20 protein-coding genes are annotated in these 23,543 nt (G+C 66.8%); 14 read left to right on the top strand and 6 right to left on the bottom strand.

All coding sequences use genetic code 11. The features are described 5' to 3' along the window. Positions 1 to 2: 2 nt before the first annotated feature. A complete protein-coding gene (locus tag BLM15_RS23415) occupies positions 3 to 788 on the bottom strand; it encodes an HAD-IIA family hydrolase (protein ID WP_126115013.1) in 786 nt (261 codons plus the stop codon). A gap of 146 nt (positions 789 to 934) precedes the next feature. On the opposite strand from BLM15_RS23415, the gene BLM15_RS23410 reads away from it, so the two are divergent. The 4 genes from BLM15_RS23410 (at position 935) to BLM15_RS23395 (ending at position 5,343) form a co-directional block, all read left to right on the top strand. Beyond that, positions 935 to 1,858 carry an ABC transporter permease gene (locus BLM15_RS23410; protein WP_126115012.1) on the top strand — a complete coding sequence of 308 codons (924 nt, stop codon included), beginning with the start codon at positions 935 to 937 and terminating at the stop codon, positions 1,856 to 1,858. A 6-nt stretch (positions 1,859 to 1,864) separates the two neighbouring features. Next, positions 1,865 to 2,767, top strand: coding sequence for an ABC transporter permease (locus tag BLM15_RS23405; RefSeq protein WP_126115011.1), 903 nt, complete (start codon positions 1,865 to 1,867; stop codon positions 2,765 to 2,767). 48 nt (positions 2,768 to 2,815) lie between these two features. After that, the gene (locus BLM15_RS23400) at positions 2,816 to 4,381 is read left to right on the top strand and encodes an ABC transporter substrate-binding protein (protein ID WP_126115010.1); all 1,566 of its coding nucleotides are present in this window, start codon (positions 2,816 to 2,818) and stop codon (positions 4,379 to 4,381) included. Between the two features lie 68 nt (positions 4,382 to 4,449). Further along, positions 4,450 to 5,343 carry a metallophosphoesterase family protein gene (locus BLM15_RS23395; RefSeq protein WP_126115009.1) on the top strand — a complete coding sequence of 298 codons (894 nt, stop codon included), beginning with the start codon at positions 4,450 to 4,452 and terminating at the stop codon, positions 5,341 to 5,343. Positions 5,344 to 5,353: 10 nt separating this feature from the next. On the opposite strand, the gene BLM15_RS23390 is transcribed toward BLM15_RS23395, so the two are convergent. Then, positions 5,354 to 6,760, bottom strand: a complete 1,407-nt coding sequence (locus BLM15_RS23390; protein ID WP_126115008.1) for an amidase — start codon at positions 6,758 to 6,760, stop codon at positions 5,354 to 5,356. Further along, positions 6,750 to 7,781: a LacI family DNA-binding transcriptional regulator gene (locus BLM15_RS23385; protein ID WP_126115007.1), complete on the bottom strand. Its 1,032-nt coding sequence runs from the start codon at positions 7,779 to 7,781 to the stop codon at positions 6,750 to 6,752. Before BLM15_RS23385 ends, BLM15_RS23390 begins: the two co-directional genes overlap by 11 nt. A gap of 197 nt (positions 7,782 to 7,978) precedes the next feature. On the opposite strand from BLM15_RS23385, the gene BLM15_RS23380 reads away from it, so the two are divergent. The 10 genes from BLM15_RS23380 to BLM15_RS23335 all read left to right on the top strand — a co-directional run bounded on the left by BLM15_RS23380 (position 7,979) and on the right by BLM15_RS23335 (position 19,089). After that, positions 7,979 to 8,920 (top strand): ABC transporter permease, encoded by a 942-nt coding sequence (locus BLM15_RS23380; RefSeq protein WP_126115006.1) that lies wholly within the window; start codon positions 7,979 to 7,981, stop codon positions 8,918 to 8,920. Positions 8,921 to 8,933: 13 nt separating this feature from the next. Beyond that, positions 8,934 to 9,809: an ABC transporter permease gene (locus tag BLM15_RS23375; protein ID WP_236846797.1), complete on the top strand. Its 876-nt coding sequence runs from the start codon at positions 8,934 to 8,936 to the stop codon at positions 9,807 to 9,809. A gap of 50 nt (positions 9,810 to 9,859) precedes the next feature. Next, positions 9,860 to 11,419: an ABC transporter substrate-binding protein gene (locus BLM15_RS23370; protein WP_236846391.1), complete on the top strand. Its 1,560-nt coding sequence runs from the start codon at positions 9,860 to 9,862 to the stop codon at positions 11,417 to 11,419. A 109-nt stretch (positions 11,420 to 11,528) separates the two neighbouring features. Further along, complete coding sequence (locus BLM15_RS23365) at positions 11,529 to 11,753, top strand: hypothetical protein (RefSeq protein ID WP_126115004.1); 225 nt, start codon at positions 11,529 to 11,531, stop codon at positions 11,751 to 11,753. 159 nt (positions 11,754 to 11,912) lie between these two features. Further along, positions 11,913 to 12,827 (top strand): LysR family transcriptional regulator, encoded by a 915-nt coding sequence (locus BLM15_RS23360; protein WP_236846390.1) that lies wholly within the window; start codon positions 11,913 to 11,915, stop codon positions 12,825 to 12,827. A 235-nt stretch (positions 12,828 to 13,062) separates the two neighbouring features. Continuing rightward, positions 13,063 to 13,530, top strand: a complete 468-nt coding sequence (locus tag BLM15_RS23355) for an NAD(P)H-dependent oxidoreductase subunit E (RefSeq protein WP_126115003.1) — start codon at positions 13,063 to 13,065, stop codon at positions 13,528 to 13,530. Beyond that, complete coding sequence (locus BLM15_RS23350) at positions 13,527 to 15,098, top strand: formate dehydrogenase beta subunit (RefSeq protein WP_126115002.1); 1,572 nt, start codon at positions 13,527 to 13,529, stop codon at positions 15,096 to 15,098. Before BLM15_RS23355 ends, BLM15_RS23350 begins: the two co-directional genes overlap by 4 nt. A gap of 10 nt (positions 15,099 to 15,108) precedes the next feature. Then, on the top strand, positions 15,109 to 17,991 hold the full coding sequence (fdhF, locus tag BLM15_RS23345) for a formate dehydrogenase subunit alpha (RefSeq protein WP_126115001.1): 2,883 nt from the start codon (positions 15,109 to 15,111) through the stop codon (positions 17,989 to 17,991). Then, the gene (gene fdhD / locus BLM15_RS23340; protein WP_126115000.1) at positions 17,978 to 18,823 is read left to right on the top strand and encodes a formate dehydrogenase accessory sulfurtransferase FdhD; all 846 of its coding nucleotides are present in this window, start codon (positions 17,978 to 17,980) and stop codon (positions 18,821 to 18,823) included. Before fdhF ends, fdhD begins: the two co-directional genes overlap by 14 nt. Then, a complete protein-coding gene (locus tag BLM15_RS23335) occupies positions 18,820 to 19,089 on the top strand; it encodes a formate dehydrogenase subunit delta (RefSeq protein WP_126114999.1) in 270 nt (89 codons plus the stop codon). Before fdhD ends, BLM15_RS23335 begins: the two co-directional genes overlap by 4 nt. 28 nt (positions 19,090 to 19,117) lie before the next feature. On the opposite strand, the gene BLM15_RS23330 is transcribed toward BLM15_RS23335, so the two are convergent. From BLM15_RS23330 to BLM15_RS23320, 3 genes are read right to left on the bottom strand one after another with little or no spacing between them, the layout of a single operon-like run. Further along, the gene (locus BLM15_RS23330; protein WP_126114998.1) at positions 19,118 to 21,601 is read right to left on the bottom strand and encodes a glycoside hydrolase family 2 protein; all 2,484 of its coding nucleotides are present in this window, start codon (positions 21,599 to 21,601) and stop codon (positions 19,118 to 19,120) included. Positions 21,602 to 21,603: 2 nt separating this feature from the next. After that, positions 21,604 to 22,617 (bottom strand): DUF1839 family protein, encoded by a 1,014-nt coding sequence (locus tag BLM15_RS23325; RefSeq protein WP_236846389.1) that lies wholly within the window; start codon positions 22,615 to 22,617, stop codon positions 21,604 to 21,606. A gap of 5 nt (positions 22,618 to 22,622) precedes the next feature. Next, entirely contained in the window at positions 22,623 to 23,543 is a 921-nt protein-coding gene (locus BLM15_RS23320) for an amino acid--[acyl-carrier-protein] ligase (RefSeq protein WP_126114997.1), read from the bottom strand.

Raw genomic sequence — 23,543 nt, 5'->3', positions numbered from 1 at the left:
GGTCATGCCGGCAAGGCGAACACGCCTTCCTCCCACGGGCAAGCCGTCTCAGCATCCACCTGCGGGAAAACCCCACCGGCGACCTCGACATAGCGCAGGCCGAAGCGGCGCGCGCCCTCGCCATCGGTCCTGGGATTGTCGCCGAGCATCGCGACCATCCGCTTCGGCAGGTCGAGCAAGGCGAGCCCCGCGGCGAACAGGGTCGGTTCCGGCTTGCCGACGAGGCGATAATTCACCGGGCCGGTGCAGGCGAGGAGCGCCGCCAGAAGCGCTCCGGTTTCAGGCACGATCGTGCCGTCAGGGCCTGGATGGACGAGATCAGGATTGGCGACGACGAGTTCGGCCCCCGCCCGCACGGCATTGGCCGCAAGCGCCAGCCGCGCATGGCTGAAGCGCCGATCGCGGCCGAGGAAGACGACATCGGGCCGCATCCGGACCGGAACGAGGCCGCGCTCACGGGCATAACGCACCAGACTGTCGCTCGCCAGCATGAGCACGCGCGCGCCCGGCCGCCGCGAGGCGATATCGTCGAGCGCGACCGACCCCGCGAGCACGATGCGGCCCGCTGGAACCTCGAGCCCAATCCGTCGCAGGCTGCTCGCCAGCTCCGCCGGAGTGTGCTCGGCGTCATTCGAGACCACGACGAAGCGGCCGGCGCAGGCGTCCAGAAAGGCTCTCGCCCCCGGCATCGCCCGGCCACCGCAGATCAATGTGCCGTCGAGATCGATCAGCCAGCCACGAATATCGTCCGCTGCGTGCACCGCAAACTCCGCGTCGAAGTCGGGCATGCATGGACTGAGATTATCTCAGTGTCAAACCTGATATCGAATGAGTTATATTCATAACTCTGTCATGGAAGGCTGCCAGAAGGCTCGGGTCTCGGCTGGCCCAACCGGCCGCGTGGCGACACCCGCAGCCCGTCCCAGAGGACGTCATGCTCGCATTCCTAGGCAGCCGTCTCCTGCGCATGACGATCACGCTCTGGGCGATCGTCACCGCCGTTTTCCTGGCGACGCGACTGACCGGTAATCCGATCGATTTCCTGATGCCGGAGGGTCTCGATGCCGTCTCGCGCGCCGAGATGATCGCCTATTGGGGCCTCGATCGCCCGATCGCCGAGCAATACCTGCTGTACTGGAACTCCCTGCTCTCAGGCGATTTCGGCCTTGGCCTGATGGAGCGGCGGCCGGTCGCCGCGATCTTCGGCGAAAGGCTCTGGCAGAGCGCCTCGCTGCTGCTTGCGACGCTCGCGTTGACCGTCGCCGTCGGCGTCCCGCTCGGCATCCTCGCCGCGCTCTGGCGCGGGCAACCGCGCGGCCAGGGCGTACTCTTCGTCGCCTTCCTCGGCTACGCGGTCCCGAACTTCGTCCTCGCCATCCTGCTGCTGCTCATCTTCTCCTACACGCTGCATTGGCTGCCGAGCGCCGGCTCCGCCACCTTGCTGCATTATGTGATGCCGACTGTGGCGCTCGCCGCCTATTTCGTCGCGGCGCTCACCCGCTACACCCGCAACGCCATGCTCGACGTCCTCTCCGAGGACTATATGCGCACCGCCCGCGCCAAGGGCCTCTCCGAGAGCGCGATCATCCTGCGGCACGGACTGCGCAATGCGCTGATCCCGGTGATCACCGTGCTCGGCCTGCAGATCACAACCCTCGTTTCCGGCGCCGTCGTGGTCGAGACCGTCTTCGCCTGGAACGGGGTCGGCGACCTTCTCGTCGGCGCGACGCTGCGCCGCGACTACCCCGTGCTGCAATTCGGCGTCCTCGTCGTCGCCGGCGCCGTCATCCTCGTCAATTTCGCGATCGATCTCGCCTATGCGGCGTCCGATCCGCGCGTGCGCCTCGTCGGAGCCTGACCCGCCATGACCGAGATCGCAGACGCCAAGCTGATGCTCCCGCCACGCCGGCTGCCGCGGCTCAGGCTTCCCTCCTTGGGCGGCGCCAACATGCTGGTCACGGCCGCGGCGCTGCTTGGGTTGGTGCTGCTCGCGCTCGCCATACTCGCGCCGCTGATCTCGCCCTTCGAGCCCGATCAGCAGCGGCTCTTGGCGCGGCTAAAGCCTCCGATCGGCAGCACCGGCGCCAACCCTCTCTATTGGCTCGGCACCGACCAGCTCGGCCGCGATCTGCTGTCGCGCTGCCTCCATGGCCTGCGCCTGACGCTCGCACTCGCGCTCTTCGGCACCTTGCTCGGCCTTGCGCTGGGCGCGGCGCTCGGCCTCGCTGCCGGGCTGCTGCGCGGCTGGGCCGATGCGCTGATTATGGGTCTCGTCGACATCATGATGTCGTTGCCCTTCACCCTCGTCGCGCTCTTCGTCGTGGCGCTCGCCGGCACCGACGTCACCGTGCTGATCTGCGTGCTCGGCATCGCCTACTGGGCGCATTTCGCCCGGCTGATCCGGGCCCAGGTCCTCAGCCTGCGCGAGATGCCCTTCGTCGAGGCCGCCCGCGCTGCCGGCGCCGGCCCCTGGCGCATCGCCACCGTCCACATGATCCCGAACCTGATCTCGCCGGTCGTGGTCATGGCGAGCCTCAACTTCTCGAACCTGATCCTGCTGGAATCGGCGCTCTCCTTCCTCGGCCTTGGCGTCCAGCCGCCGACGGCGACGCTCGGCTCGATGGTCGGTCAGGGCCGGGACTACATGGCCTCCGCGCCCTGGATCGTCGCCATTCCCGCCCTCTTCATCGTCCTCGTCAGCCTCGTCGCCATGCTGCTCGGGGATGCGTTGCGCGACCGCCTCGACCCACGCCTGCGCGGGCGCTGACTGCCTGCTCCACACGCCTGCCGTTCACCCCAACAAGGGACTGAAAACATGCTCAAGACCCTGAAAACGCTTGCCGCTGCCGCGCTGTCGGCGACCGCGCTCGTCGGCCTCGCCCAGGCACAGGAACTGAAGGTCGGCGTCCAGAACATGGCGCCCTGGCTCGACCCTGGCCGCGACTTCTCGAATGTCGGCTCGCAATTCTACTTCAACGCCTTCGACCCGCTGATCGGCAAGGACGCGACCAAGGCCGAGAGCGTCTGGCAACCGGGCATCGCCATCAGCTGGACCCAAGTGTCGCCGACCGTGATCGAGCTCAAGATCCGCCAGGACGTAAAATTCCACAATGGCGACCCGATGACGGTCGAGGACGTCGTCTTCTCCTTCGACCGCATCATCAACGCGACCTTCCCGCCCTATGGCATCCGCAAGCGCGACACGCTGCCGAACATGGCCAAGGTCGAGGCCGTCGACGGCGAGACCGTGCGCGTCACCGCGACCAGGCCCGAGCCTCTGTTCGAGACATTGCTCAACGTCCAGCAGGGCATGATCGTCCCGAAGAAATACGTGATGGCCCTGACCGGCGATCCGAACGTCGCGGAAGCCTCCGATTTCGAGGCCTTCGCGCTGAAGCCGGTCGGCACCGGCCCCTACAAGATCGCCGAATTCGTGCCGAACCAGCGCCTGGTCTATGAGCGCTTCGACGGATTCTGGGGCGAGAAGGCGCCGTTCCAGAAGGTCACCGTGACCCGCATCCCCGAGCTTTCGGGGCGTCTGACCGCGCTCAAGAACAGCGAGGTCGATCTCATTACCAACGTCCCGCCGGATCAGCTCGAGCCGGTCGCGGCCGATCCGAAACTCAAGGTCGAGGGCATGCAGACGCCGCTCTTCCACGTCGTCATCTTCAACACCCAGAGCCCGAAGATGGCCAATCCCAAGCTGCGCCAGGCCCTGTCCTACGCCATCGACCGCAAGACGCTGAACGAGGCGCTCTGGTTCGGCAAGGCCAAGGTTCCGACCTCTCATAGCTTCGCGCAGTTCGGCCCGCTCTACATGCCGGAGCTCGCAACCTTCGAATACGACCCGGTCAAGGCCAAGGCGCTGCTCAAGGAAGCCGGCTATGACGGTTCGCCGATCCGCTACGACATCCAGGCGGCCTACTACACCAACGGCCTGCTCGCGGCGCAGGCGATCCAGGAAATGTGGGGCGCCGTCGGCGTCAAGATGCAGCTCAATGTCACCGAGCAATGGACCGGTTCCGACCCGACCATGATGGCGCGCGGCTGGTCGAACCCGATGTACTTCCCCGACCCGGCAGGCGCCTTCGGCATCATGTGGGCGCCGACCGGCAACTCAGCCTCGGAAGGTCGCTTCAAGGCCGATGACGCCTATATCGCGCTCTGGGACAAGTTCCGCTACTCGACCGACCTCGCTGAACGCAAGCAGGCCTACGCTTCCCTGATGCAGGCGATCAAGAACGATCCGCCGGTGCTGCCGCTCTACCAGCCCTACGAATCCTACGGCATGAAGCGCTCGCTCGTCTGGCGGCCGCTGCAGGGGCACATCCCCTATGTGCTCGATTTCCGCGCCGGCCGCGTGACGCTCGCTGCACGTTGATGCGACTGCGGGAGCCGGCAGCGCCGGCTCCCGCCCTCTTTTCCTGCCCCTGCTCGACGAGCCTCGCCATGACCCGATCCCTCCGCCTCGCCTTCGTCGCCGACATCCATCACGGCGAAGACCATTTCACCAAGGTCAGCAGCGCAGCCCTGCCGCTGATGGAAGAATTCCGCCGCTTCGTCGCCGAGACCAGGCCCGACGCCGTGATCGATCTCGGCGACCGCATCTCCGATGTCGACCACGCCACCGACCTCCGGCTGGAACGCGAGGTCGCGGAGGCCTTCGCGCCGATCACGACGCCGCGCTTCCACATCTGCGGCAATCACGACCGCGACCATCTCAGCGTCACCGAGAACGAGGAGATCCTTGGCCAGCCGCTCGGCCATCGCACCGTCGATCTCGGCGACTGGCGTCTCGTGCTCTGGGCCGCGGATTCGCGCATCCATCGGCCGGGCGGCTTCGTATTGCGCGAGGCCGACCTGATCTGGCTCGCCGCGACGATCGAGGCGGCCGACCGGCCGCTCGTGGTGATGAGCCATGTTCCCGTCTCCGGCCATGGCCAGACCGGCAACTACTATTTCGAGCGCAATCCGGCCTCATCGACCTATCCCGGCGCCGAGCGCGTCCGTGCCGTGCTGGCCCGGGCGAAGGTGCCGATGGTCTGCATCGCCGGCCATGTCCACTGGAACACGCTGACGACGGTCGACGGCATCCCGCATCTGACCCTGCAGTCGCTGACCGAGAGCTTCACCACCCTGCCGAAGCCGGCCGGCGCCTTCGCCCTGCTCGAGCTCGGCGACACCATCGCCTGGATGGTGCATGGACAGGACCCCTTCACCGCTCGGATCGACAGCAAGCAGACGCTCCGGCGCTGGATGACGCCGCTTCAGCCCTTCGACGAGCATCCCGAATTGCGGCAGAGGCGGGTCGCTCAGGCTGCCCTGTTGGGCACACCGGCCTGACCGCCCTGCCCTAGCGCGGATCGATCGGCGTCTTCGGCAAGGCGAGTTCCCGCTCGATCCAGGCCGCCAGCCGGAACAGATCGGCCTCGCGCCGGGCATGCGACAGGATCTGGATGCCGATCGGCAGGCCTTCGCGCGAGAAGCCGATCGGGATAGCGATGGCCGGCAGGCCGGTGAGCGACCAGATCGCGGTGATCGAGATCCAGTCGACATAGTCCTGCATCGGCCGTCCATCGACGACCGCCGGGAACAGCGTCTCGATGGCAAAAGGCATGGCCTGCGTCGCCGGGCAGATCAGGAAATCATGCTCGTCGAGGAAATCGACTGTCCGGCGATAGAGCTCGCTGCGATAGCGGTTAGCCGCGACGATGGCATGGCCCGGCTGATCGCGGCCGCGCAGCAGATCGGCCAGGACCGGCGCCGGGAACATGGCGCGATGCGTATCGAGAAGCGGCTCGAAGGTCGCGTAGAACCCTTCTCCGCGCAGCACGCGGAAGGCGTCCATCGCGCCCGCCACATCCGGTGCGCTGCGCGTCACCGCGACGCCCGACTTCTCCAGCGTTGCGGCAAAGTCCGAGAGGGCCTGCCTGATCGGCTCCTCGATCGGCAGAAGACCGAGATCGGCCGATATGGCGATGCGCGCCGGTTTGCGCGGCGCCTGCGCGGCTTCGAGGAACGGCCGCTCGCCGGTCGGCGCGGTCAGGATGTCGCCAGGATCATAGCCGGTCATCGCGCCGAAGAAGAGCGCGAGATCGGCGACGTCGCGCGCCATCGGCCCCTCGACGGCGATGGTGTCGAACGGGTCAGCCAGGCGCTTGCGCGGCACCCGGCCCGGCGTCGGCCGCAGGCCCGTCACATTGCAGAACGCAGCCGGGATGCGCAGGCTGCCGCCATAGTCGTTGCCGTGGGCGAGCCAGGCCTCGCCGGTCGCCAGCGCCACCGCCGCGCCGCCCGAGGAGCCACCGCAGGTCAGGCGCCGGTCGTAGGGGTTGCGCGTCGTGCCATGAACGCTGTTGGTGGTCTGCGCGCCGCCAAGCTCCGACAGGTTCGACTTGCCCAGCGTGATGGCGCCGTTCGCCTCCATCAGCGCGACGGTCCGATCCGATTCGGCCGAAATGCGATCGCGGAAGATCGACGTGCCGCCGGTGTTGCGCACGCCCTCCACGTCGTTGTTGTCCTTGACGACGATCGGCAGCCCGCCGAGCAGGCTTGTTCGCCCGGCCCGCCGCGCCGCATCGGCGGCACGCGCCTGCTCCCGCGCCCGGTCGAGGCAGAGCGTCGGCACGGCGTTCAGTTGCGGCTCGACGATGGCGAGGCGCGCCGCGGCGGCTTCGACGAGCTCCACCGAGCTGACCTCACCGGCCATGAGGAGGTCGCGCACGGCGAGCGCGCTGAGCTTGGTGAGTTCATCCGACATGGGCAGGCAATCCGCTGGCAGGTGCACCGCACGAGCGGCGAATGACGAGGCGCGGCGCCATCACGGTGGTCGTTCCGGGGCCGGACAAGCTGCCGGCAAGACGCCGGAGCAGGAGATCGAGCGCCGCCTCGCCCATGGCGCGGACCGGCTGGGCGACGGCGCTGAGCCTGGGCGAGACCGCCTCGGCCCAGGGCAGATCATCGATGCCGATGACGGAGATATCCTGCGGGCAGGCCAGGCCGCGATCCGCTAGCGCCTTCACGACGCCGACCGTCATCAGGTTGTTGGTGGCGAAGACGGCGCTCGGCGGCTGCGGCAAGGCCAGCAATTCGGCCATCGCCTGCTCGGCCGGCTGCTGGCGGAAGCCGGCGTCGCGGATGAGTTCGGGGTCCAAGGAAAGGCCTGCGGCCAGCAGCGCCTCGCGATAGCCCGCAAGACGCTCGGCGGCCGTGCGCAGAACCTCTGGTCCATTGACCAGCCCGATCCGCCTGTGCCCACAGCCGATCAGATGCTGCGTCGCCTCGAAGCCGGCGCGCCGGTTGTCGAGGACGACCGCATCATAGCCCAGCCCCTCCATGGCGCGGTCGACCAGGACGATCGGCACTTCCAACTGCGCCAGCAGCGAAGCCCGGTTCATCGAGACCGCGCCCGTCGGCGCGAGGATGAGCCCATCGATGCGCTGTGTGCGCAGCATGCGCAGATGCGCCTCCTCACGCTCGCTCCGTTCATTGGAATTGCACAGCAGCACGAGCTGGCCGCTGGCGGCCGCGGCATCCTCCACAGCCTCGAACAGGTCGGAAAAGAACGGATTGGTGATGTCGCCGACGACGAGGCCGATCAGCCCGCTGGAACGCTTGCGCAGCGAGCGCGCCCCGGCATGGGGCGTATAGCTCAGCTTCTCCATCGCGGCGCGGACCCGCGCCAGAAGCTCGGGGCTGACGCGATCGGCGCTGTTGAGCACGTTCGACACGGTCGCCACCGACACATCAGCCAGACGCGCAACATCCCGGATCGTCGCCATCCAACCTCACCAGTGAAACGGTTCAAAACTTCGAGCCAGCTTTGCGGAGCATCCTGCAAACCGCAAGCGCAATTTCTCATTCGAAAGCCACTTGCGGCGCTTCTGCCTGTGTGAGAGCTTGATTGAAACGTTACAAAATTAGCCGGGAGGCCAAATATGGTCGCGCATGTTTCCGCCGTGGACAGCCGGGCGCGGTCATGACCTCCTTTGTCCTGCGTCGGCTCACTGCGACGATCCCGGTGCTGGCCTTCGTCGGCCTCTTCGTCTTCTTCCTGCTGCGACTGACACCGGGCGACCCGGCCATCCTGATTGCCGGCGACCAGGCGACGATCGAGCAGATCGCCACGATCCGCACCCAGCTCGGCCTCGACAAGCCGCTGACCGAGCAGCTCTTCGCCTGGGCGGGCCAGCTCGCCCAGGGCAATCTCGGCCGCTCGGTCTTCTCCGACATGGAGGTGACGCGGCTGATCGGGATGCGGATCGAACCGACGGCGATGCTGGCGCTCGTCGCGATCCTGATGGCCCTCGCCATCGCGCTCCCGCTCGGAACCTTGAGCGCGCTCAAGGCCGGCAGCCGGATCGACCGGATGGTCATGGCCTTCGCCATGGTCGGCTTCTCCTCCCCGGTATTCGTCATCGCCTTCTTCCTGGTCTATGTTTTCGCGCTGACACTTGGCTGGTTCCCGACGCAGGGCTATGCGCCGCTCGCCCAGGGCCTGCTGCCCTGCCTGAACAGCCTCGTCCTGCCCGGGCTTGCCCTCGCCATGCTCTATGCGGCGCTGCTGGCGCGCGTCACGCGGGCGAGCCTGCTCGAGATCCTGGCGGAGGACTTTGTCCGCACCGCCCATGCCAAGGGTCTCAAGCCTCGCATGGTCGTGCTGCGCCACGCACTGAAGAACGCTGCGATCCCGGTCGTGACCGTCGTCGGTGTCGGCATCGCTGCGCTGCTCGGCGGCGTGGTGGTGACCGAGACCGTGTTCAACATTCCCGGTCTCGGCCGCCTGACCACCGACGCGATCCTGCGCCGGGACTATCCGGTGGTGCAGGGGCTGATCCTCGTCTTCTCGCTCGTCTACGTCACCGTCAACCTGCTGGTCGACCTCAGCTATGTGCTGTTCGACCCGCGCATCCGCTATTGAGGGCGCCGTGACGATGACCGTGGCCGGCCCCGTCGCGAAGGCGCCCAACGCCCTGGATGCCATGCGCCGCTTCCTGTGCATGAACCCGACCATTCTCGTCGGTCTTGCAGTCCTGGCAGCCTTCACCCTTGTCGCGCTGATCGCGCCCTACATCCTGCCCGACCCGGTGCGGGTGAATCCGATCCAGCGCCTGCGCCCGCCGGGAGCGGAATTCCTGTTCGGGACCGACCAGCTCGGCCGCTCGACCTTGTCGCGAACGCTGAATGGTACCCGGATCTCACTGACGATCGGCGCCCTCGTCACGCTCCTGACCGTCACCTTTGGCCTGCTCATCGGCCTCGTCGCCGGCTATGTGCGCTGGCTCGACGGCACAGTGATGCGCGTCATGGACGGCCTCATGGCGATCCCTGGCATCCTGCTCGCCATCGCGCTGATGTCGCTGTTCGGGTCGAGCGTCCAGAACGTCGTCATCGCGATCGGTGTCGCCGAGATTCCGCGGATGGCCCGCGTCGTCCGCTCCTCGGTGCTGGTGCTGCGCGAGCAGACTTATGTCGAGGCCGCGATCACCAACGGCGCCGGTCTCCCGCGGATGCTGTTGCGCCATATCCTGCCCAATGCGGCCGCGCCCGTGATCGTCCAGGCGACCTATGTTTTCGCCTCCGCGATGATCGTGGAATCGATCCTATCGTTCTTGGGCGCCGGCACGCCGCCGACGATCCCGAGCTGGGGCAACATGCTGGCCGAGGCCCGCCCCTTCATGCAGCGCGCCCCCTGGATGATCGCCTTCCCGGGCGTGGCGCTCGCGCTGCTGGTACTCACCGTCAACGTGCTCGGCGATGCGCTGCGCGATGCCATCGACCCGCGGCTCGCCCGCAAAATCAGGGTGTAGCGCCGCAGCCGACGACAAGAACCGCGAGACAGTTCAGAGGGAGGGAAAAGATGACAAGCCTGACGAGAAGACTGGCGCTGGCAGCGGGCCTCGTGCTGCCGCTGGTGGCGCTGCCGGCCGCAGCCCAGATCGTGCTCAAGGTGCGCCCCTTCGGTGACCTGCGCACGCTCGATCCGATGACCACCTCGGACTATATGGTCCGCAACCACGCCTACATGGTCTACGACACGCTCTTCGCGGTCGACGCCAAGGGCCTGATCAAGCCACAGATGGCGGAGAGCTTCACCACCTCTACCGATGGCCTGACCTGGACCTTCGTGCTGCGCGGGGGCCTCAAATTCCACGACAACGCGCCGGTGACGAGCACGGACGTCGTCGCCTCGCTGAAGCGCTGGGGCGAGCGTGACGGCCTTGGCCAGCAGCTCCTGGCCCACACGGCCTCGCTCACGGCGACAGATCCCAAGACGATCACGCTGGTGCTCAAGGATCGCTGGGGCCTGGTGCTCGATGCACTCGGCAAGCCAAGCTCAATGCTGCCTGTCATTATGCCTGCGCGCATCGCCGCCACGCCTTCGAACCAGAACATCACCGACGCGACCGGGTCGGGGCCCTTCATGCTGGTCAAGGAGCAATGGTCGCCGGGCTCGAAGATCGTCTACGCCAAGGCGCCGACCTACCAGCCGCGCAAGGAAGCGCCCGATGGCCTTTCCGGCGGCAAGCTGGCGAATGTCGATCGCGTCGAATGGCTGATCATGCCGGACGCGCAGACGGCGCTGAACGCGCTGCAGGCCGGCGAGATCGACATCTTCGAGGAGATGCCGCCGGACATGATCTCGCTGGTGAAGGGCAATGCGAAGATCACCGTCTCGAAGCTCGCCGCGCTCCAGGGCGTCTTCCGGATGAACCAGTCGCAGCCGCCGTTCAACAACCCGAAGCTTCGGCAGGCGATGCTGCTCCTCGTCGATCAGGAGCAGGCGGTGCGCGCCTATGTCGACGACAAGGCGCTCTTCACGGTCTGCCCGTCCTTCTACATGTGCGACTCGCCCTATTTCACCGACGCGTCCTGGCCGAAGCCCGATCTCGCAGCAGCCAGGAAGCTGATCGCTGAAAGCGGCTACAAGGGCGAGAAGATCGTGGTGCTCGATGCCACCGAAACCGCGCTCAGCCCCCAGACCCTCGTCATCTCGCAACTGATGCGCGATGCCGGCCTCAACGTCGATTACCAGGCGATGGACTGGGGCACCTTGTCGAGCCGGCGCACCAGCAAGAACCCGGTGACGCAGGGCGGCTGGTCTACCTTCGCCTCCGGGCCGGCCGCGCCCGACATGACCGAGCCGGTCGGCCATTTGGCGTTGCGCTCGAACTGCGAGAATGCGTGGTTCGGCTGGCCTTGCGACGAGGCGATCGAGAAGTTGCGGGCCGAGTTCACGATGGCCCCCGACCTCGATGCCCGCAAGGCGATCGCACGCAAGATCCAGGAGCGCGCCGTCGAGACCGTACCGTATGTGCCCGTCGGGCAGCTCTGGCTGGTGCGCGGCCAGCAGGCGAGCCTCAACGGCCTGCTCTCTCCCGGCGTCCCGGTCTACTGGAATGTCGCGAAAAGCCGCTGAAGCGGAGTGTAACGGGAATGTGAGCCTGCAATCGGCGCGGCGATATTGGAAAGCTCCGAGCGGTGACTAGCTCCTTCGATGGGCGACTAAGTCAAAACAGGAGAGTGTCATGCTCTCACGCAAGACCATCACCATCGCGGCAGCGCTTCTGCTTTCGGGAGCGAGCTCCATGGCTTATGCCACCGAGCTCGGTGCCGAGAGCATTGTGCACGAGCAGGCGCAGAACCAGCGTGCTCTCGCCGAGCAGGCCCAGTACCTCGCCTACCACGAGCACTTCAAAAACGTAGAGGCCGAGCCGGGCCGCGGCGCAGGCGTGTTGCCGCACCACAACTGAGCATTGGACAATCATCAGGAAGGGGCCGCCATAGCGGCCCCTTTTCGTTGCGCCTATCGGAAGCCGCCAGAATCTGGAAAGACTGGCCGCGGCGCGCCGCACGAATTGGGAGTTGGGCCGGAGCTGGCGCCGTTCGACAGGAGCGCCTGAGACACGGCCATGATCATCCGCCAGCTCATCTATCTCGACGCACTCGCCCGCGAGAAGCATTTCCGCAAGGCGGCCGAAGCCTGCCACGTCTCGCAGCCGACGCTGTCGGCCGCGATCGTCCAGCTCGAAGAAGAACTTGGCATCCTGATCGTCGAGCGCGGGCGCCGCTTCCAAGGATTGACCAGGGAAGGCGAGGTCGTGCTCGCCCATGCCCGGCGCATCCTCGCCGAGGCCGATCAGATGAAGGACGCAATCGCCGAATTGCGCGAGGGCGTCAGCGGCCGGATCAGGCTTGGCGCGGTCCCCACCGCACTGCCGATGATCGCCCATATCACTGCACCGTTCTCGACCCGCTATCCCGGCGCCTCGCTGACCGTGCTGTCGCTGACCTCGACCGAAATCCAGAACGGGATCGACAATTTCGAGCTCGATGTCGGCCTGACCTATCTCGACAACGAGCCGCTCGAACGCGTCGTCTCCAAGCCGATCTACCAGGAATCCTATGTGCTGCTGACGCGCGAGGACGGGCCGCTCGGCGCGCGCGAGACCATCACCTGGGCGGAGGCCGCCGAGCTCAAGCTCTGCCTGCTCACCGCCGACATGCAGAACCGGCGCATCATCGACGGTATTTTCCGCTCGGTGGGGCATGCGCCGAAGCCGGCGATCGAGACCAATTCCATCTTCAATCTGTGCTCGCATGCCGGCATCCAGGGCGTTTCCAGTATCGTCTCGATCCAGCTCCTGGAGTTCTTCGGCGTCCCCCTCGGCACCAAGGCGCTGCCGCTCACCGAGCCCGACGCCAAACGCACGATCGGCCTGATCATGGCCGATCGCCAACCCTCGGCACCCCTGGCTCGCAACCTGCTGATGATGTCCGAGACGGTGACCGAAGCAGCCCTGCCGCGGCGCCCGATCATCAAATAGCCAAAGACTATCGAAGGGGCCGAAACATCAGACAGCGAGCCCGGCTGGCTACGTGATAAGCTGAGGTTATCAGCATTTTTCTCGCTCACCGGGACGGCTGGCAGGCTGGCGTCGCCGATGTTGATAGTCTAAAACTATCAATTAGTCAGAACAAACGATTTGAAATCATCCTAAACTTCCCCATCCTTCCTCGAAAGGCGCAGGCCGGGCGAACAGGCTGCGTGGAGGAGGGACGATGGTCCACTACCCAGCCTGGGATCAGGACGAGGCGCGCTCGATTGTGTCGGGCCTGTCTCATCTCGAAGGAGCCACTTTGCCGATCCTGCACGCGCTGCAGGAGGAGTTCGGCTATGTCGATCCGCAGGTCGTGCCGCTGATCGCCGAGGTGCTCAACCTGTCGCGGGCCGATGTGCACGGCACCATCTCGTTCTACCACGACTTTAGGACCGCCCCGCCGCCGCGCCGCATCGTCAAGCTTTGCCGCGCCGAAGCCTGCCAGGCGCTGGGCTGCGACACGGTTGTCGAGGAACTGGCGCGCGAGCACGGCATCGTCGTCGATGATCACGGTAGCCAGGAAGCAGTGGTCGAAACCGTCTATTGCCTCGGCAACTGCGCGCTCGGTCCTTCCGCTTTGATTGAAGGCGAGTTGATCGGACGGGCCAATGCCGACCGCATCGCCGCTTTGTGCGGAGCGCGGCAATGAGCGAGGCGATCCGCATCTTCGTCCCGATCGACGCCGCTGCCCTCTCGGTCGGCGCCGACGCAGTGGCGCAGGCCATCGCCAGGGAGGCACAGGCGCGTAGCGTCGCCGTCGAGATCGTCAGAAACGGCTCGCGCGGATTGCTCTGGCTGGAACCGATGGTCGAGGTCGAGACCCTGGAGGGGCGCATCGCCTACGGCCCGGTCGCGGCCAGGGATGCCGCTGCGCTGTTCGAAGCCGGCTTCCACAAGGGCGATGTGCATGCGTTGCGGCTCGGACCTGTCGACGAGCTCGACTGGCTGAAACGCCAGCAGCGCCTGACCTTCGAACGCGTCGGCGTCACCGACCCGCTCTCGCTCGCCGACTATCGCGCCCATGACGGGCTGAAGGGCCTGGAGAGGGCACTCTCGCTCACCGGCGCCGAGATCGTCGAGGAGGTCCGGGAGTCCGGCCTGCGCGGGCGCGGCGGCGCCGGCTTCCCGACCGGGATCAAGTGGAAGACCGTCCACGACGCCAGCGCGACACAGAAATACATCGTCTGCAATGCCGACGAAGGCGACAGCGGCACCTTCGCCGACCGGATGCTGATGGAGGGCGATCCCTTCCTGCTGATCGAGGGCATGACGATCGCCGCGATCGCCGTCGGCGCGACCCGGGGCTATATCTATCTGCGCTCGGAATATCCGCACGCCCACAAGGCGCTGCAGCGGGCGATCCTCAAGGCGCGCAATGCCGGCCTGCTCGGCGCCTCCGTGCTCGGCTCGGGCAAGGCCTTCGAGCTCGAGGTCCGGCTGGGAGCCGGCGCCTATATCTGCGGCGAGGAAACCTCGCTGCTGGAGAGCCTGGAGGGCAAGCGCGCCATTGTCCGCGCCAAGCCGCCGATCCCGGCGCTGCAGGGCCTGTTCGGCAAGCCGACCATCGTCAACAACGTGCTCTCCTTCGCCGCCGTGCCCTGGATCCTGACCCATGGCGCCAAGGCCTATGCCGATTACGGCATGGGCCGCTCGCGCGGCACGCTACCGGTGCAGCTCGGCGGCAACGTCAAGCGCGGCGGGCTGATCGAGCTCGCCTTCGGCATTTCGCTGCGCGAGATCATCGAGGACATGGGCGGCGGCACATTGTCAGGCCGGCCGATCCGGGCCGTGCAGGTCGGCGGCCCGCTCGGCGCCTATCTCACGGCACAGCAGCTCGACACACCGATGGACTACGAGGCGCTGGCGGGCATCAAGGCGATGCTCGGCCATGGCGGCATCGTCGTCTTCGACGACAGCGTCGACATGGCCAAGCAAGCGCGCTTCGCCTTCGAGTTCTGCGCCAAGGAGAGCTGCGGCAAGTGCACGCCCTGCCGCATCGGCGCGACACGCGGTGTCGAACTGGTCGATAAGATCATCGCCGGTCACGAGCGGCCGAAGAACCTCGCCGTGCTGCGCGATCTCAACAAGCTGATGACCGACGCCTCGCTCTGCGCGATGGGCGGGCTCACCCCCATGCCGGTGATGAGCGCGCTCAACCATTTCTTCGAGGATTTCGACCGTCCGCCGGCCGAGCGCCTGCCGCTGGCGGCCGAGTGAGGAGACATCGATGAGCCTGATCAAGGAAATCGATTTCGGAACGCCGATCCGGGTCGCCGAGAAGACGGTCACGCTGACCATCGACGGCGAGAGCGTCACCGTCCCGGCCGGAACCTCGGTGATGGCGGCGGCGATGAGCCTGGGCACCAAGATCCCCAAGCTCTGCGCCACCGACTCGCTCGAACCTTTCGGCTCCTGCCGGCTCTGCCTGGTCGAGATCGAGGGGCGGCGCGGCACGCCCGCTTCCTGCACGACGCCGGCGGAAGAGGGCATGGTCGTCCGTACCCAGTCGGAGAACCTCGCAGGCCTGCGCAAGGGCGTGATGGAGCTCTACATCTCCGACCATCCGCTCGACTGCCTGACCTGCTCGGCCAATGGCGACTGCGAATTGCAGGACATGGCCGGCGCGGTCGGCCTGCGCGAGGTGCGCTACGGCTATGACGGCGAGAACCACGTCAAGCCGGCGAGCCCCGAGGGCTACGCTAACGAGAACTGGCTGCCCAAGGACACCTCGAACCCTTATTTCACCTACGATCCCAGCAAGTGCATCGTCTGCAATCGCTGCGTGCGCGCCTGCGCCGAGGTGCAGGGCACCTTCGCGCTGACGATCACCGGCCGCGGCTTCGACTCGCGCGTCGCAGCGGGACCGACCCATTTCCTCGGCTCGGAATGCGTCTCCTGCGGTGCCTGCGTCCAGGCCTGCCCGACCGCGACGCTGATGGAGAACAAGGTGATCGAGCTCGGCCAGCCCGAGCATTCCAAGGTCACGACCTGCGCCTATTGCGGCGTCGGCTGCTCGTTCAAGGCCGAGATGCAGGGCGACCGCGTCGTGCGCATGGTGCCCTATAAGGACGGCAAGGCGAACGAGGGCCATTCCTGCGTCAAGGGCCGCTTCGCCTGGGGCTATGCGACCCACAAGGACCGCATGACCAAGCCGATGATCCGCGAGAAGATCACCGATCCCTGGCGTGAGGTCTCCTGGGAGGAGGCGATCAACTACGCCGCCAGCGAGTTCAAGCGCATCCAGGCCAAATATGGCCGGGAGTCGGTCGGCGCCATCACCTCCTCGCGTTGCACCAATGAGGAGGTCTACCTCGTCCAGAAGCTGGTGCGCGCCGGCTTCCGCAACAACAATGTCGACACCTGCGCCCGCGTCTGCCACTCGCCGACCGGCTATGGTCTGAAGACGACGCTCGGCACCTCGGCCGGCACGCAGGACTTCAAGTCGGTCGAGAAGGCCGACATCATCCTGGTCATCGGCGCCAACCCGACCGACGGCCATCCGGTCTTCGCCTCACGGATGAAGAAGCGCATCCGCCAGGGCGCCAAGGTCATCGTCGCCGACCCGCGCCGCATCGACATGGTGAAGTCGCCGCACGTGAAGGCCGAGTACCATCTCCAGCTCAGGCCCGGCACCAATGTCGCGCTGGTCAACGCCCTCGCCCATGTCATCGTCACCGAGGGGCTGATCGACGAGGACTATGTCCGCGAGCGCTGCGATCTCGCCGATTTCGAGATCTGGGCCCGCTTCGTCGCCGAGGAGCGCAACTCGCCGGAGGCGAGCGAGCAATATACCGGCGTGCCGGCGGCCGATCTGCGCGCCGCGGCCCGGCTCTACGCCACCGGCGGCAACGGCGCGATCTTCTACGGCCTCGGCGTCACCGAGCACAGCCAGGGCTCGACCATGGTGATGGGCATGGCGAACATCGCCATGGCGACCGGCAATATCGGGCGCGAGGGCGTCGGCGTGAACCCGCTGCGCGGCCAGAACAATGTCCAGGGCTCCTGCGACATGGGCTCGTTCCCGCACGAATTCACCGGCTATCGCCATGTCTCTGACGATGCCACACGCGACATCTTCGAGAAGCTCTGGGGCGTTGCGCTCGATTCCGAGCAGGGGCTGCGCATCCCCAACATGCTCGACGAGGCGGTCGGGGGCAGCTTCAAGGGCCTCTATGTCCAGGGCGAGGACATCGCCCAGTCCGATCCGAACACCCAGCACGTCACGGCTGGCCTCGCCGCGATGGAATGCGTCGTCATCCAGGATCTCTTCCTGAACGAGACGGCGAAATACGCCCATGTCTTCCTGCCGGGCTCCTCATTCCTGGAGAAGGACGGCACCTTCACCAATGCCGAGCGCCGCATCAACCGCGTCCGCCAGGTGATGGCTCCGCTGTCGGGCAAGGCCGAGTTCCAGGTCACGATCGACTTGGCGCGGGCGCTGGGCCTCGAGATGAATTACGGCCATCCGAGCGAGATCATGGATGAGGTTGCCCTACTGACCCCGACCTTCGCCGGCGTCAGCTACAAGAAGCTCGATGAGCTCGGCTCGGTGCAGTGGCCCTGCAACGACAAGGCCCCGACCGGCACGCCCTTGATGCATGTCGATCGCTTCGTGCGCGGCAAGGGCAAGTTCATGATCACGGAATACGTGCCGACGCAGGAACGCACCGGCCCGCGCTTCCCGCTGATCCTGACCACCGGGCGCATCCTCTCGCAATATAATGTCGGCGCTCAGACCAGGCGCACCGAGAACCAAGCCTGGCATGACGAGGACGTGCTGGAAATCCACCCCTTCGATGCCGAGAGTCGCGGCATCAAGGACGGCGACCTCGTCGCGCTCGCCAGCCGCTCCGGCGACATCTCGCTGCGCGCCGAGATCTCGGAGCGGATGCAGCCGGGCGTGGTCTACACCACCTTCCACCATGCCGAGACCGGCGCCAACGTCATCACCACCGACTATTCCGACTGGGCGACCAACTGCCCGGAATACAAGGTCACGGCGGTCGAGGTCCGGCGGACGAACTATTACTCACAATGGCAGGAGCGCAATCGCGAGGAGGACATCTCGCTGCGCCTGATCGCAGGACGCCTGCCCGATGCCGCGGAGTAGCCCGCCCGCCCAGCCCCCGGCGAGCCATGCGGTCGCGGTCCGGACCATCAGGTTCGGCGCCGCCGAGCATGCAGCTGATGTCAGCGCCGAGGTTGCGATCGAGGCGCCGGTCAACATCGTCTACGGCAACCTGCCCTATGCGGTGATGATGGCGACCCCGTCGGACATCGAGGATTTCGTCGCCGGCTTCAGCCTGACCGAGGGCATCGTCCGCAGCGTCGACGAGATCAGGTCGATCGCGACTGCACCGCAGCAGGACGGCATCATCGTCACGGTCGAACTGGCGCCCGGCCGCTTCCGCGAGCATCTGGCGCGCCGCCGCAATCTTTCGGGCCGCACCTCATGCGGGCTCTGCGGCGTGGAAGCGCTCGCTGAGCTGCCGATGGCCGAGGCTCGCGCCGCCATGGCGACGCCGATCACGCCGGCGGCGATCGGCGCAGCGCTTGCCATGCTCGAACGCCAGCAGCCGCTGCATCGCCTGACCCGTTCGGTCCATGCCGCCGCCTGGTGCGACCGTGATGGGACGATCCTGGCGGTGCGCGAGGATGTCGGCCGTCACAACGCCCTCGACAAGCTGATCGGCGCGCGCCTGCGCGCCGGCCATGATGCGAGCGATGGCTTCGTGCTGGTCACCAGCCGCGCCTCCTTCGAGATGGTCGAGAAGGCGGCGATCTTCGGCGCGGGCACGCTGGTCACGATCTCGGCGCCGACCTCGTTGGCGATCGAGCGGGCGAACGTTCTCGGCCTGACGCTGGTCTGTATCGCGCGCGCCGACTCCGCCACCGTCTTCGCCGGGCGCCTGGCCGACACCGTGGAGAGCGAAGCCAGATGATCGAGGCGAAGAGCAGCGACGTGACGACCCGGGATCATGCAGGCGAGAATCTCGCCAAACTTGCCGCCATGGCCAACCAGATCGGCGACTTCTTCAAGTCTTACCCCGACGAGGAGGCGATCCCCGCGATCGCCGATCACATCAACCAGTTCTGGACGAAGCGGATGCGCGAGGATTTCCGCGCCGGCTTCGACACGGATATGTCGGTCCTGTCACCGCTCGTACGGCAGGCGCGCGACAAGGTCAGGCCCGCGCCAAGCGGGTAGACGGCCGCGGCGGCCGAAATCGCCGCTCTCATCCGCCCGCAGCGTAGCTCGCGCGATCACTTGCGTTGACCGCGCGGACTTCACCCGCCGGCGCGACGCTAGCGCCCGGGCGTTGCCGCAGGCGAACCCGCCGCGGCTCGCCCGGCGCGAGATGGAACCAGTTCCGCTCCGGCCGCCAGCCGTGATCGACGATCTCAACCGATTGCGCGGAGCGCTGGGTGGATAAAACGAGCCACCAATCGTCACCGTCGCGCTCCAGCTGCGCGACAAGCCCGCAGTGATGGCGCTCATGGCCGCGCCCGAGCGGAAAATGGAAAGCTTCCGCCAGCACCTCGCCACTCGCGGCGTCCCGCAGCACCGCCGAGGTCACGTCATGACCGGGCGGGCCGAAGCGATAGGCATAAGCAATGTCAAAGAAGCGGCCAATCAGATCGAAAGCCGAGAGCGTCGTCGCCGAATGCGGAGCGAGCGCAATCTCGCGCTTAGCCTGGATGACCGCGACCTCGCCGGCCCGCCAGCAGATCAACTCGACGGTTGCGGCTAGCGGCTCGGGGCGCTCGTTCAGGACATGCAAGCCAAGCCCGTTGACACCTTCATCGGTGAGCGCAAGCTGGACCGGCCGGAAGGCGCGGGCGAGCCCGTACCAGGCCGATTTAGGCTCACCGTCGCTGGCGATCACGCCCCAGCCGGCGCCGGGCTGGAGATCCTGCAGCAGCCAGACCAGCGCGCCGCGCGTCGGCGAGCCCGGCCGGCGCCATTCAGCGAAGGTCTCCTCCATCACCTCGGCGACGGTCGCGCGCGACAAGGCGAAATAGCGCTCCGGATCCTCGCGCCGCAGACGCGCCGGATCGAGCCCATAGAGCCGCTCCAGATAGTGATCGCGCACATCCTCGAAATCCCAGGAGGCGCCGGCATCGCGCGGCACGCCACGCTTCCAGTCGGGATGGTGGGTGATCGAAGGCGGCTTGCCTGCGCGTAGCGAGACCTCCTCCGGCACATTGGCGAAGGCGAGGCTCTCGGCGGCGAAGCGGACATTGGCGCGGCGGGCATCGTCGAGGCCGCGCATATAGGCGCCGACGCCGTAGTAATGCGTCGCGCCCTTGTCGGCGACGAAAGGCAGCGGCCCGCCCGAAGGCGAATTCGGGACATAGGCGATGTCCGGGCGCAAGCGGCCGACCGCCTCCGGCAGCACCTCGTCGAAGATCGGGCCGGACCAGGCCTCGGGTGGCGCGCCCAGCATCGCCGATTGCTGAAAAACCTCGCTGCCGCCGCAGAGCACGGCGAGGCTCGGCGAGCCCTGCGTCCGGCTGAGCAGTGCTTCAACCTCCGCGGTGATCGCTGCGCGGAAGCCGGCATCGCCCTGCGGATAGTCGAAATTGGCGAGCATCATCTCCTGCCAGACCATGATGCCGAGCTCGTCGCAGAGGGCGAAGAAGGCGTCATCCTCATAGGTCATCACGCCGGGCAGGCGGATCATGTTCATGCCGGCCTCGCGGGCCAGCCTGAGCCAGGGCTCGTAAGCGGCGCGGCCGCCGGCCAGCGTGGTGACGTCGGCATTGCTCCAGCAGGCGCCGCGGCAGAACACCGGAACGCCGTTGACGACGAGGCCGCAGCCCTCGCCGTCGCCGCCGCGATCGACTTCAAGCGAGCGGAAGCCGACGCGGCCGAGCTCGATCGTCTCGCCGCCGAGTTCGAGGGCGAGGTCGTGCAGCGCCGGTTCGCCATGGGTGTGCGGGAACCAGGGCTTGATGCCGGGTAAGGATAATGTGCCGGCTAATCTCCCCTCGCCATCCACTTGCAAAGCCGCCTCGCCATCGGCGCAGCACATGACAGCGCGATCTGGTCGCGGTGCGTTCTCAGACAGCGTCAGGGCGAGCGCAACGGTCCCGGTCTGCCCATCATAGCTCGTCCGTAGATCGACGGCTTCGATCTGCAGCTCATTCACTTCGCTCTCGATCCGCAGCACCGGCCGGTACGGCCCGGTCGGCAGGCCGGGCGGGCACCAGCCCGGCATCGAGCCAAGCGCACTGGTGCGGAACCAGCGCAGGCCGTTGGGCTGGATCATCGCCGGCCGCCAGCGGGAACGGCGCGGGGCAGCGGCGAGCTTCGGCGCCAAGGCGCGGAAGCAGAGCGCGATCTCCGTCCCGGCCGGGCAATCGATGGTGAGCTCGACAGCCGCGAACATCGAGACGCTGTCGGCCTGCTTGATGCCGCCGACCCAGATCTCCGTGACGGTCGCCAGCCCTTCGAAGCGAAGCCGCCCGTTCAGCGGCTCGGTGAGCTGCGTGCGATACCAGTGATCCTGCTGGCCAATCGCATTGGCGCTGGCGTCGTCGAGCCGGCCGAGCGAGCGCAGCGTGCCGGCGACCGTGCCCGGCACGGCGGCGTCCTGCCAGTCGCCGTTCTTCGGCAGATCGGCCGGCGCCGCAGCCACATCGGCCATTGTCGCGAGCCAGGACCAGCCCTCAAGCGGCAGAGCTCGTTCGCCGGTACGCGCGACGATGCGGGCCATGCTCAGCCGGGGAAGCGCTGGACGAGCGCTTCGCTGACTTGATCGTATTCGCCCACGAGGCCGGCAAGCGTCGCGTCGAAGCGCTCGAAGCGCTTCTGCTTCATCGCCCGCGCGAGATGGAACTGCGCCACCTTGGCGCCCTCGGAGATGCGCAAGGCGCCGTCGCGGGCCACGTCCAGCCCTTCGACGCTCTGGCCGAGCCAGGACAGATGGCTGGCGAGCAGCTCGAAATTGGCGCCGAGCTGGCGCAGCGTGTTGAAGGCGTAGTGATGGAAGGCCGCGCCCGGCCGTTCGGCCAGCACCTTGGCCTGCGCGGTGGCGACAGTGCGGAAGGCTGCGACCGGATTGTCCGTCGGCCGGCGCGCGACATGGCGAGCGAGCAGCTTGAGCGCGGTGGCGCGCAGGACTGCCTCGTCGGGCCGACGCTGCGGCAGGCGCACCATCTCCGCATAGGGGAAGAGCGTGTCGTCGCGCATCTGCCCCGGCAGCAGCCGGAACAGCCCGTCGAAGTCCTCGCCTTCGGCGCGGTGCAGGCCGTCATTGTGGAAATAGTCGAGCTCGCGGGCAGCGCGATCGAGCCGGTTCACCGCGATCGTCGTCTTGCCGTGGCTGTCGCGATAGGAGACACCGCGCGTGTCGGGCATGTAGAAGGAATCGAGTTCGAGCAGGACGAGGCGGCCGAGCCCGATCTGCTGCTCGATATGGCCGATCAGATCGTCATAGAGCGCAAGCTCCGTCGCCCGCAGGCCATAGAGCGCTTCGAGATCGTCGAGCGGCGGCTTGAAGAAGGTGAACTGGTCGCCCTCGAAATCCTGCGTGATGGTGAAGCCGAAAGCGGCAGCCGGCTCCAGGCCGAGCGCATGCAGGATCTCGATCCAGAGATCGGCATAGCAATTGGTCTGCGGCCAATGCCGCTCGCCGGCATGCATGGCATGCCTGTCATAGGCGAGCGGATCGACCGGCAGAAGCCGGCCCGCCATGGCGGCGGGCGCAGCGATCTTTTGCTGGGCCGTCATCGCACTCACGGCCAGAGCACGTTGCGGACCGCGACCGGCCAGCGCGCGACGTCATAGCCATGGTGCTTGAACAAAGCGAGCGCGACCCGCTCCATACCGAAGCCGACGCAGGCGGTGTGCGCGGTCTCGCCGGCCGAAGTCTCGATGCCCCAGGTCGTGCCGAAATGGTCCTGATGGTAGTTGAAGGAGAGGCAGGCGGTCGGCTTCTCCTCGCTCTCGATCGGGATCAGGAGCTCGAACTTCAGGCGCTGGTCGCGCTGGTTGTTGGCGAGCATGCGCCCGGCGCGGCCGAAGAACGGATCGTTGGCGACGTCGACATGCAAGGGCACGCCGAGGGAGGCCATCATCTCCTGACCGCGTTCGAGCCAGAGCGCACGGAACTCCGTAACCTGCTCGGGCGTGCCGAAGCGGACATATTCGCGCATCCGGAAGAGCTGCATCCGGGCCGGGTCCTTCGAGGGCTCATGCCGGAAGCAGTAGGATTGCAGGTCGAACAGCGCACCGTCCGGCTTGAGCGGCCCGCGCTTGGCGACGACCGGATAGAGCACGTAGCAGGCGGCCGGCGTCAGCACGACATCGGTCGATTTCTGGCCACCGGTCCAGTCATGGCCCTCGGCGACATTGTGCAGCAATTCGGCATGGGCGCGCTCATCGCCGTCGAAGGAATGCACGGTGCCGGCGAGCTGCGGGAAGCTCTTGAGATAGCCGCTCTTCTCGAAAGCGCTGCGGCTCATCGCGGGCGGGAAGCGCGCGACCTCGGCGCCGTCCTTGCCGCCATAGCGGGTGATCAGCAGGTCGAACTGGGCAATGACCTCCTCGAACAGGCCGCTGCGGCCATAGAGTCCGTCGACGCCGGTGTCGATCAGCAGGCCGTTATCGATCAGTTCCGCAAGGAAGCCCTGCGGCTGGGGGCAATTCTGGCACAT

It is taken from the genome of Bosea sp. Tri-49, from assembly GCF_003952665.1.
Classification (GTDB): domain Bacteria; phylum Pseudomonadota; class Alphaproteobacteria; order Rhizobiales; family Beijerinckiaceae; genus Allobosea.
This window is presented reverse-complemented; position numbering and strand designations above follow the sequence as displayed.